At 46.2% G+C, this 10646-nt stretch carries 8 protein-coding genes and 2 rRNA genes (1 of these 10 cut by a window edge); 4 read left to right on the top strand and 6 right to left on the bottom strand.

Annotated elements, in window-relative coordinates:
* A 23S ribosomal RNA gene (locus ACYVAA_RS09770) occupies positions 1-1455 on the top strand; it begins 1423 nt to the left of the window's first position.
* Positions 1456-1535: 80 nt separating this feature from the next.
* A 5S ribosomal RNA gene (gene rrf / locus ACYVAA_RS09775) occupies positions 1536-1647 on the top strand.
* A gap of 128 nt (positions 1648-1775) precedes the next feature.
* Here rrf and ACYVAA_RS09780 read toward each other — a convergent pair.
* Genes ACYVAA_RS09780 through accC form a run of 3 tightly spaced genes read right to left on the bottom strand, consistent with a single transcriptional unit; the run spans position 1776 to position 5156 of the window.
* On the bottom strand, positions 1776-2354 hold the full coding sequence (locus tag ACYVAA_RS09780) for a Maf family protein (protein ID WP_460541020.1): 579 nt from the start codon (positions 2352-2354) through the stop codon (positions 1776-1778).
* A gap of 2 nt (positions 2355-2356) precedes the next feature.
* Positions 2357-3655, bottom strand: a complete 1299-nt coding sequence (locus ACYVAA_RS09785) for a DUF1015 domain-containing protein (protein ID WP_460541022.1) — start codon at positions 3653-3655, stop codon at positions 2357-2359.
* A complete protein-coding gene (gene accC / locus ACYVAA_RS09790; protein WP_460541024.1) occupies positions 3648-5156 on the bottom strand; it encodes an acetyl-CoA carboxylase biotin carboxylase subunit in 1509 nt (502 codons plus the stop codon). Before accC ends, ACYVAA_RS09785 begins: the two co-directional genes overlap by 8 nt.
* Positions 5157-5331: 175 nt before the next feature.
* On the opposite strand from accC, the gene ACYVAA_RS09795 reads away from it, so the two are divergent.
* Positions 5332-6582 (top strand): aminotransferase class I/II-fold pyridoxal phosphate-dependent enzyme, encoded by a 1251-nt coding sequence (locus ACYVAA_RS09795; RefSeq protein WP_460541026.1) that lies wholly within the window; start codon positions 5332-5334, stop codon positions 6580-6582.
* Between the two features lie 98 nt (positions 6583-6680).
* Positions 6681-6857, top strand: a complete 177-nt coding sequence (locus tag ACYVAA_RS09800) for a histone H1 (protein ID WP_460541028.1) — start codon at positions 6681-6683, stop codon at positions 6855-6857.
* Between the two features lie 45 nt (positions 6858-6902).
* On the opposite strand, the gene dapA is transcribed toward ACYVAA_RS09800, so the two are convergent.
* The 3 genes from dapA to ligA all read right to left on the bottom strand — a co-directional run.
* Complete coding sequence (gene dapA / locus ACYVAA_RS09805) at positions 6903-7763, bottom strand: 4-hydroxy-tetrahydrodipicolinate synthase family protein (RefSeq protein ID WP_460541030.1); 861 nt, start codon at positions 7761-7763, stop codon at positions 6903-6905.
* 2 nt (positions 7764-7765) lie between these two features.
* Entirely contained in the window at positions 7766-8263 is a 498-nt protein-coding gene (locus ACYVAA_RS09810; protein ID WP_460541032.1) for a DUF6913 domain-containing protein, read from the bottom strand.
* Positions 8264-8280: 17 nt separating this feature from the next.
* The coding region (gene ligA, locus ACYVAA_RS09815) for an NAD-dependent DNA ligase LigA (protein ID WP_460541034.1) at positions 8281-10646 on the bottom strand (2366 nt) is incomplete at its 5' end.

Below are 10646 nucleotides of genomic sequence, written 5' to 3' on the forward strand. Positions count from 1 at the left end.
GTATATACAGGCAATGGAGGGACGGAGTGATGAAAGTTCCGCCCGGTGACGGAATACCGGGTTGAAGGGTGTAGGTATTGGCGGCGTAGTCAAATGCGCGCTGTTAGCCGAACCTGATAGTACCGCAATCCTTCGGGAGCGCGGATAGCGGACCTAAGAACTTCCAAGAAAATCTTCTAGCGTTAAGCGTATATATGCCAGTACCGCAAACCGACACAGGTGGTCAAGGAGAGAATCCTGAGGTGCTCGAGTGAATCATGGCTAAGGAACTCGGCAAAATGGCCCTGTAACTTCGGGAGAAGGGGCGCCTACTCATCTCAAGATGAGAGGCCGCAGTGAAAAGGCCCAGGCGACTGTTTATCAAAAACACATGGCTTTGCGAAGTGGAGACACAAAGTATAAGGCCTGACACCTGCCCGGTGCCGGAAGGTTAAGGGGGGGCGTTATCGTAAGAGAAGCGCTGAACTGAAGCCCCGGTAAACGGCGGCCGTAACTATAACGGTCCTAAGGTAGCGAAATTCCTTGTCGGGTAAGTTCCGACCTGCACGAATGGTGTAACGATCTGGGCACTGTCTCAGCCATGAGCTCGGTGAAATTGTAGTCGCGGTGAAGATGCCGCGTACCCGCAACGGGACGGAAAGACCCCATGAACCTTTACTGCAGCTTAACATTGGCATTGGGTAAACGATGTGTAGGATAGGCCGGAGGCTATGAAGCGGCGTCGCCAGGCGTTGTGGAGCCATTGTTGAAATACGGCCCTTTGTTTGCTTGGTGTCTAACCCGTATTTTCGGGGACATTGTTTGGTGGGTAGTTTGACTGGGGTGGTCGCCTCCAAAAGAGTAACGGAGGCTTCCAAAGGTTCCCTCAGCACGCTTGGTAACCGTGCGCGGAGTGCAATAGCATAAGGGAGCTTGACTGCGAGGCCGACAAGCCGAGCAGGGTGGAAACACGGGTATAGTGATCCGGCGGTACCGTATGGAAGGGCCGTCGCTCAAAGGATAAAAGGTACTCTGGGGATAACAGGCTGATCTCCCCCAAGAGCTCACATCGACGGGGAGGTTTGGCACCTCGATGTCGGCTCGTCACATCCTGGGGCTGGAGAAGGTCCCAAGGGTTGGGCTGTTCGCCCATTAAAGTGGCACGCGAGCTGGGTTCAGAACGTCGTGAGACAGTTCGGTCCCTATCTGTTGCGGGCGTGGGAAACTTGAGAGGATCTGACCTTAGTACGAGAGGACCGGGTTGGACGGACCGCTGGTGTACCGGTTGTGGTGCCAACTGCACTGCCGGGTAGCTACGTCCGGAAGGGATAAGCGCTGAAAGCATCTAAGTGCGAAACCCACCTCGAGATGAGGTTTCCGTATAGGGTTGTCAGAGACGATGACGTTGATAGGCTGCAGGTGTAAAGCCGGAGACGGCATAGCTGAGCAGTACTAATAGCCCGAAAACTTACCAGTGACCATGTTGTATTGTCTTTCCGGTGTCAAAGAAACTGAAAAATATTTAAGAAACAGGCGACTGAAAAGTCCAGAAGGCTTTGGGTGGTACGGCGCAGGGGACCCACCTCTTCCCATCCCGAACAGAGAAGTTAAGCCCTGCCGCGCCGATGGTACTGGGGTTACACCCGGGAGAGTAGGTCGCCGCCCACACTTACTGGCCCTCCGTATTCACGGAGGGCTTTTTTTATGCCCGAAACGGCCAACAGTCAACGGCCAACAGTCAACGGTCGACAGTCAACAGTGGACTGGAGGCCGTCCTTCCTCTCACACTGATTGATCTACCAGTTTTTCAATTCCTCGTAGATCTTGTGGACAGGAAGTCCCATAACCGTATAAAAGGAGCCCACCAGCCTGTTCACAGCGGCATAGCCGATCCATTCCTGTACACCATAAGAGCCGGCCTTGTCGTAAGGCTTATACTTTTCGATATAATGGTTTATTTCTTCTTCTAGCAATACATTAAAGTGGACTTCTGTGGTATCATCAAATACCACCTTCTTGGTTTTGTCCATCATGCAAACTCCAGAAATGACCTGATGGACATTGCCGGAAAGCTCTTTGAGCATTTTTACGGCTTCCTCCTTGCTACTCGGTTTGTTCAATACTTTTCCATTCACCAGAACGGTCGTATCAGAGGTGATGATAAGTTCATTGTCGGCCAATTCCTCCTCAAAGGCTGCCGCCTTTTTTTCCGCCAGGTAGGCAGCCACATGGTTGTCTGAAAGTTCTTTCGGAAAGCCTTCGTCGATATCTTTGGTTCGAACGGTGAAATCAATGTCCAATCCTTTAAGTAATTCCTGTCTTCGCGGAGATTTGGAGGCCAGGACGATGTTTTTTTTGGGTAATAGGGAAATCAATTTTATAGAAATTTATGGTATGGATAGGTAAATTCTTCTTCCTTGATAGAACCGAATAGTAGTCCTGAAAGGGTTTTGGGGTAAAAGTAGGTTGATTTTTGGGGCAAGGTATGACCTGATTTACAGACTTGCATCACTTCCTCGATGCGTATCTCCCGTGTAATCACAGCAAGGGAAAACTCTCCATTGGCCACCTTATGTTGGCAGCGGTGAATATTTCTTTCGTATTCGATAGTGTCCGCGTATCGTTGTCGCTTCAAGGGAATCCCCAAAATTTGTTCAACAAAGAAATAGTGCAGCACAGACAAATCCAAGTTTTTAACCGTTGGAGGAATATCTTGGTCAAATAAGTCTATTTTTCCGTCTTTTAATGTGACCATATAGGCGGTATTATCAAAGATAAAGGCAAAGCTCCATTTCTTTTGCACCGTAAATTGGTCGATATCATCTGGGTCTAAAATGGGCCTGATCTCAAAATGGGCCGAGAGCTTTTCTAAAATTTGTTCTTTAGAAAGCGGAAGGTCGCGAAAAAGTCGATGGGTAGGTTGAATTTTGAGGTTGTTGGACTTTGCATTGGTTAGATACATCATATGATAGTTATAGCCCTCATTTCCCTGATGATGGGGCTGGAGTTTTGCCCTTTCCCTTCTGTATTCGATGGCCGCTTGGATCCGATGGTGACCATCGGCTAAAATGATGGATTTATCCTTCAGGTGACGGACAAACTTTGAGATGATGGTAGGGTTCGTGATGGCCGCTAGGACTTCCCGGACTCCTTGGTAGTCTTCAATGTCATATAGAGGACTGCAGATGGCCGCATCCATATATGGTTCCAAAGTAAAGCCTCCGTCTTCATAGAGCCCATGAGTAGGGCTTGTCTGGATTTCTGTTGTTTTTAGGAGTTTTATCCTGTCTTCCACAGAACGGGCGATCGTGTCTTCATGACGCAAGATGACTTTCTCCTCCCATTCATAGGCTTTTATGTGGGCGATAAACCCTTTTCGGCAATACTGTTTTTCGCTGCCAGGAAGCATAAAATACTGATAATATACATAGATGGCCGGTGCCTTATCCTGAAGGATGATTCCTTTTGATTTCCATTCTGCAAGTGTTTCAAGCGTCTCTTCGAAGGAGGTCCCTTTTTGGGGCACAGTGAGATGTATGCTATTATAGGGAAGATGGTACAGTTGCTTTAGCTGGCTTTGTGATACCACATCAAACAGAGGGGAAGTCAGTTCTTCTATAGAATGGTTTAACTCAGGGTTGTACCTCCAGGCTTTGAAGGGTAGGATTTCAGCCATGGTTTTTTCTTTTTTTCCATTTAGAAGGGGGAGGAGTAGTTGCTTTTTTCTCCGCCCCGCCTTCCTTTTGATGTTGTGAGTGGCTGAATAGGTAGCTACTAAGGGCAGCCAGTATTTCTCCTTCCTCTTTTGAAAAAGTAGGCCTTAACTGATCTTTGGCAAAATGAGTTTCCACAAATTTGGTGTCAAAATTTCCAGAGGTAAATGCAGGATGGCTCATAACAAATCGGGCAAAAGAAATGGTGGTGGCTACTCCGGTAATTTGGTAGCCGTCCAAAGCGCGGCTCATTTTTGCTATGGCCTTCTCCCTGTTTTGTCCATGGGTAATGAGTTTGGAAATCATGGGGTCATAATGAATGGGGATTTGCATGCCCTCCTCAAAGCCATCATCAACACGGACTCCGGGGCCTTGGGGCCGTTTGTAGGTGGTGAGCACACCGATATCCGGTAAGAAATTGTTCAAAGGGTCTTCTGCATACACCCTGGTTTCTATGGCATGTCCGGAGATCCTTAGGTCCTCTTGTGTAAATTCCAGTTTCTTTCCCTCAGCGATCACTATTTGTTCCCTTACCAGGTCTTTTCCCGTAATCATTTCCGTTACTGGATGTTCCACTTGTAGGCGGGTATTCATTTCTAAAAAATAAAAGTGGCGGTTTTCATCGACAATAAATTCTACGGTCCCAGCACCATGGTAGCCACAGGACCTGGCCACATCAACCGCTGCCTGTCCCATGGCCCGCCGCATCTCTGCATCGACAATGGGGGAGGGAGCTTCTTCGATGACTTTTTGGTGCCTGCGCTGGATAGAGCATTCCCGTTCAAACAAATGTAGGATGGTACCATGATGGTCACCGAGTACCTGGATTTCTATGTGCCGCGGTCGGGTAATGTATTTTTCTATAAATACGGATCCATCCCCAAAGGAAGACTGTGCCTCACTGATGGCCCTTTGCATCTGCTCTTCCAATTCTTCTTCCTTTTCGACTATGCGCATGCCCTTTCCCCCTCCTCCGGCACTAGCCTTGATCAAAACCGGATAGCCAATGGCCTTCGCAGTGGTTTTGGCCTCGCCGATATCCGTAATGGCTGTTTCAGTGCCCGGCACAAGTGGGATATTGTAGTGGCTGACCGCTTTTTTGGCGGCCAGTTTGTCGCCCATGATTTTAATGGATTCAGGAGAGGGGCCGATAAAAATCAACCCTGATTCGGTAACCAATTGGGCAAAACCGGCATTTTCCGATAAAAAGCCATAACCAGGGTGCACGGCATCTACCTTGAGCAATTTACAGCATTCAATGATTTTTTTACTATTGAGATAAGACTGGGAAGATGGGGCAGGTCCCAGGCAGACGGCTTCGTCGGCAAACTGTACATGGGGGGCTTTTCTGTCCGCCTCGCTAAACACAGCGACCGTAGCAATGCCCATTTCCTTGATGGTCCTCATGATTCTCAGGGCGATCTCGCCTCTGTTGGCTACAAGGATTTTTTTTATCTGCTTCATCTCAATTTTGGGTTTAACTGTTCGTTTAAAAGTAATCAATAAAAGATAGCAATTAATGCGGCATAAAGTGAAAAATGGGGCGTTTTTTGCACAGAACTTGAAAATGTACTATTTTTGGGGGTTTTAATGAATAGTATAAGAAGTAAGCATTAAGTACGCTAAACGTTTATAAGTTTTGGATATATTTGAGAAACTACAGACTAATCTAGGGCCTTTGGGCAAGCATTCAGACTTGTCAGAAGGATATTTCATGTTTCCTAAATTGGAAGGGGAAATTGCTCCTAGAATGAAATTTAAGGGTAAGGAAGTGTTGACCTGGAGTTTGAACAACTACCTTGGGTTGGGCAATCACCCTGAAGTGAGAAAGGCCGATGAAGAGGCTGCAAGAAGGTGGGGAGCAGCCTATCCGATGGGAGCCAGGATGATGTCCGGTAATACGGAAATGCACGAACAGCTTGAGCGTGAATTGGCAGAATTTGTGGGAAAAGAAAAAGCTTACTTGCTGAATTATGGTTATCAGGGCATCATGTCAGTGATAGATTCCTTGGCCGACCGTAAAGATGTGATCGTTTATGACAGTGAGTGCCACGCATCCATCATTGATGGTTTGAGAATGCACCTGGGCAAGCGTTTCGTATTCCCGCACAATGACATGGAGAGCTTTGAAAAGCAGCTGATCAGAGCGGAAAAGCTTACCAATGAAACCGGCGGAGGTATCTTGGTGATCACTGAAGGGGTTTTTGGGATGACTGGAAATATGGGCGACCTGAAAGGTATCACCAAATTGAAGGAAAAATACCAATTCAGACTTTTGGTGGATGATGCTCATGGCTTTGGAACCATGGGGCCAACCGGTGCCGGTGCAGGAGAGGAGCAGGGAGTACAGGATCAGGTTGATCTTTATTTCTCCACCTTTGCCAAATCAATGGCCGGAATTGGTGCGTTTATCGCCGGAGATGAAAAGGTGATCCATTACCTGAAATACAATATGCGTTCTCAGATCTTTGCCAAATCACTGCCGATGATTTTTGTGGAAGGTGGCTTGAAGAGATTGGAGATCATCAGAAAGAGCCCAGAACAAAAGGAAAAGCTTTGGACCATTGTGAATGCTTTGCAAAACGGCCTAAAAGCCAAAGGCTTCAGCATTGGTACCACTGCCACACCGGTGACACCTGTTGTTCTTAACGGCACAGTAGGTGAGGCAGCTACATTGAGCAAGGACTTAAGGGAAAATTACAATATTTTCTGCTCTGTGGTGATCTATCCGGTAGTACCTAAAGGTATGATCATATTGAGGTTGATTCCTACGGCGTCACATACCGTTGAAGATGTAAAAGAAACCATTACAGCATTTGAAGCAATCAAGGACAAGCTGACCAGTGGTTTCTATAAAACTACTGAATTAGCTACTTCTTTCGGGGAATAAAAAGTTCAAAAAAAGTGGCCAATCTGTTGTTTTATAAACATTTTGACTATATTGAATAAAAAATAAACTTATCATCAACCAAAAAATTAACTTTTACTATGAGCAGATTTAGTGAAATCAAGGATCTTGTTATGGCTTTGGAAGCCGATTTCGAGAAGTTCTATGAAAAAAGCAATCAGGCTGCTGGGACAAGAGTAAGAAAAGGTATGCAGGACCTTAAGAATTTGGCCCAAGATATCCGGAAAGAAGTTCAGGACAAGAAAAATCAAGGTTAATATATAACTAGTAAAAAAGAAGGCCAGCTTAGCTGGCCTTCTTTTTTATATTGCATTGGCAAGTTTTTCAATTTTTTGATCGAGCTCTGCTGTAGCCCTCAGCAGTGGCAATCGGACCTGATCACCGCAGACCCCAAGGTGTTTAAGCAGGTTTTTAATTCCTACGGGGTTGCTTTCCACATACATCAGTGGATTAATGTCCAGCAGTCTGAAGGTCGCCTTTTTGGCTTCTTCAGGACTTCCGTGGCAAATGGTTTTGAATATTTCCGGTAATGCATTGGAAAGGACTGAAATTACCCCTTCGCATCCGATAGCCCTCATACTGGCAGTGAGCATATCGTCTCCAGAAATCAGTAGAAAATCATCCGGCTTAAGGCTGGCTATTTTCATGCATTGTACCAGGTCTCCACTGGCCTCTTTTATACCAACAATATTGGGATGTTTGGACAGTTCCAATGTCGTTTCTGCACTTACATTGGACATGGTTCTTCCCGGTACATTATAAAGGATGACAGGTACAGGGCTGGCGTCAGCAAATTTTTGGTAATGCTGGATGATGCCTTGCTGGGTAGGTTTGTTATAATATGGGCTTACTGACAGCAGGGCAGAAACACCCGTGAGGTCAGTATCATTGATCTCCTCTATCGCTGCCTGGGTGTTGTTGGCGCCAATGCCGTAAACAATAGGCAGTCTTCCTTTATTGATCTTTAGGGACTCTGCCAGGACAGTACGCTTTTCCTGTCGGGATAGGGTAGAAGCCTCTCCCGTAGTACCCTGAACGACTATATAATCTGCACCTCCTTGGATAACATGCTCAATCACCTTCTCCAGCCCAATAAAGTCAATATTCCCATCTTCATCAAAGGGCGTCACTAATGCTACTCCAGTCCCGATAAATTGTCTCATTTCTATATTATCTTCTTTAGGTATTTAAGTAAGTTTCCAATATTCGTTTTCAAATCCATTTCCGCATCGATGGCCAGAAGAACATCCAATGGGATATCTTTTTGAAATTTGTAAAAGCCCACCCTATAGGCGGCCGTCTTATGTGACATGATGTATTTCTCGTAAACATTGTAATTCGTCACTGTTGACAGAACCACATCAGCAGGGCTTATCAGAAATTCGTCCAAATGCTTGGTAGGAACCCCCAATAATGAAAAGCTTTTACTGGAAAAGCTTTCCTCGTTTTGCTCCGTTTCCGAGTAATAAAGCTTTTTGATCTCTAAGGCATTGGGCCAATTTGATCGCAGCGTTTCTTCCGCAACTGCCAAGTCTTCATAAGAATCTGCTAAAATATGAATTGATTTGATATCCTCCATTGATTTAGCCCAATTCTCTACCTTATTTATAGGATTTTTTCTGAGCTTAAAGGAAATACAGCATTCCTGGATCCATTTCATCATTTGATCAACGCCTCTTGTTACGCTCCTATCATCTTTATAAAGTCCTCTTCGGAGATCAGTTTAACGCCAAGTTTCTGCGCTTTTTCTTTTTTGCTAGGGCCCATGTCTGCTCCTTCTATGATAAAATCCAGGTTTTTGGAGACGGATTTGACATAAGTGCCTCCATTGGCTACGACCGCATCAATGATTTCATCCCGTTTGAAATGCTCCAGTTTACCGGATGCCAGGATTTTCATGCCTTCCAAAGTGTTGCTCTGTGGTTCTGGCTTATCCTCTTCGTTGATTTCGAAGCTGAGTCCATGCGCCTTTAGCCTGGAGATGATGTCAAGATTTTTTTCTTCAGCGAAAAATTCCTGAATACTTTGGACCAATGTTTCGCCGACTCCATTAATTTCCAACAGTTCCTCAGAGGATGCACTGGTCAGCTTTTCAATACTCTTAAAATGGTCTGCCAATATTTGCGCCGTATTTTCTCCGATGTTCCTTATTCCCAAAGCAAACAAAACCTTTTGGAATGGTTGGGCTTTAGAGGTCTCTATGCCTTTGAGCATGTTGGAAATAACCCCCTCCTGGAAGGTGTTTCCTTTTAGCTTCTTGATTTTCTCTTCTTGTTCACCGGTAAGTTCAAAGTCCAAGCAAAGAACGATGTCATGAACCGTGTTTTTCTGTTTGGACAGTTGCTGCAGTGATGCAAGGCTGATTTGCCGTCCCACAAACATCGATAGGATCACGGAGACAGGAAGATAATCTTCGATCTGGTCATGCTTATATTCTGAAAGCAAAGCCAAAAGCTTTTCCACCGAAGCAATATTTGCGCTTACCTTGGCTTTTTGTCCCTGGACGAAGTTTTTGAATTTTTCGATTCTGGGCTGTAGCTCAAGGGATTCATGGTCATTGAGGTACCGGTCTATAGCCGTGAGGGATATTCCGCTGGTGATGGCAAAAAGGGCTTTCCTCAGTGCGACATAAAGGTATCCATCACTGCTCTTTTCGTACTGTTCATTATTGATCTCCAGACCCAATAACTGGGCTTCTTTTGCATGCAAGTCATAAAGGTCGGCAGGAGTTTCGACATACCCTTGGTTGATCAAGGCCCTGATTCTTTCTGTTCCCAGCGAATCAATGTTCATGGCCCTTTTGGAGACAAAGTGCTCAATCCTTCCCAAGACCTGGGGAGGACAAGAGGAGGTATTGGGGCAGAAATGTTTGGCTTCCCCTTCTTTTCTGACCAGGTCTGTCCCGCATTCCGGACAATGGCTGATGTACTGTACCGGCTGGGCGCCGTTTTTTCTTTTTTCAGCTACTACCTCGGTTATTTTTGGGATGATTTCTCCTCCTTTTTCTACCATTACCCTGTCTCCATCGTGCAGGTCCAGCCGCGCGATTTCGTTGGCATTGTGCAGGGAGGCCCTTTTTACGGTAGTTCCCGCCAGAAGGACCGGGGCTAAGTTGGCTACGGGGGTGATGGCACCCGTACGGCCTACCTGATAGGTGACCGACATCAGCTCACTTTCCGCGCTTTCCGCCTTGTATTTGTAGGCAATTGCCCATCGAGGGATTTTGGCGGTAAAACCCAGTTCTTCTCTTTGGGCATAGTCATTGACTTTCAATACTACCCCGTCAGTATCCAAAGGCAGTTCATGGCGTTTCTCCCTCCATGCTTCGATATAATCCAGTACGGAAGTGATGTCCGTGCAGTTTCTGTAGGTAGGGGAAATGTTGAAACCCCACTTTTCCAGGAGCTGGATGGCCTCATTGTGGTTGTCCACACCGATCTCATCTCCCAGTAGCTGGTAGAAATAACAGTTTAGCTTTCTCTTGGCCACAATGCTGCTGTCCTGCATTTTCAGGGTTCCTGAGGCGGTGTTTCTTGGGTTAGCCAATAAGGCCTCTCCGTTGGCCTCCCTTTCGGCATTGATTTTATCAAACTCCTTTTTGGGAAGGAAAATTTCGCCGCGGACTTCAAACTTGTCAGGGATATGGTCCCCTTGTAGAAAAAGAGGGATGTTCTTGATGGTCTTTACATTGGCAGTGACATTATCACCGCGAAAGCCGTCACCACGGGTAACCGCACGCACAAGCTCGCCTTTTTCATAAACCAGGCTTATGGCCACCCCGTCAAATTTCAATTCACAAAAATAGGTGTAATCCCTGTGGCCAAGCCCCTTGGTTACTCTTTCGTCAAAGGCTTCCAGTTCTTCTTTGGAATACGTGTTGCCCAATGAAAGCATGCGTGTTTCATGTTCCACTGTTTCAAACTCCTTGGTAATGGTGCCTCCTACGTGCAGGCTCGGACTGTTTTTGTCCTGTAAATCAGGAAATCGCTCTTCCAGCTGTATTAGTTCTTCCAAAAGCTGGTCAAACTCAAAGTCGGAGATTTCAC

The organism is Echinicola sediminis, from assembly GCF_054777495.1.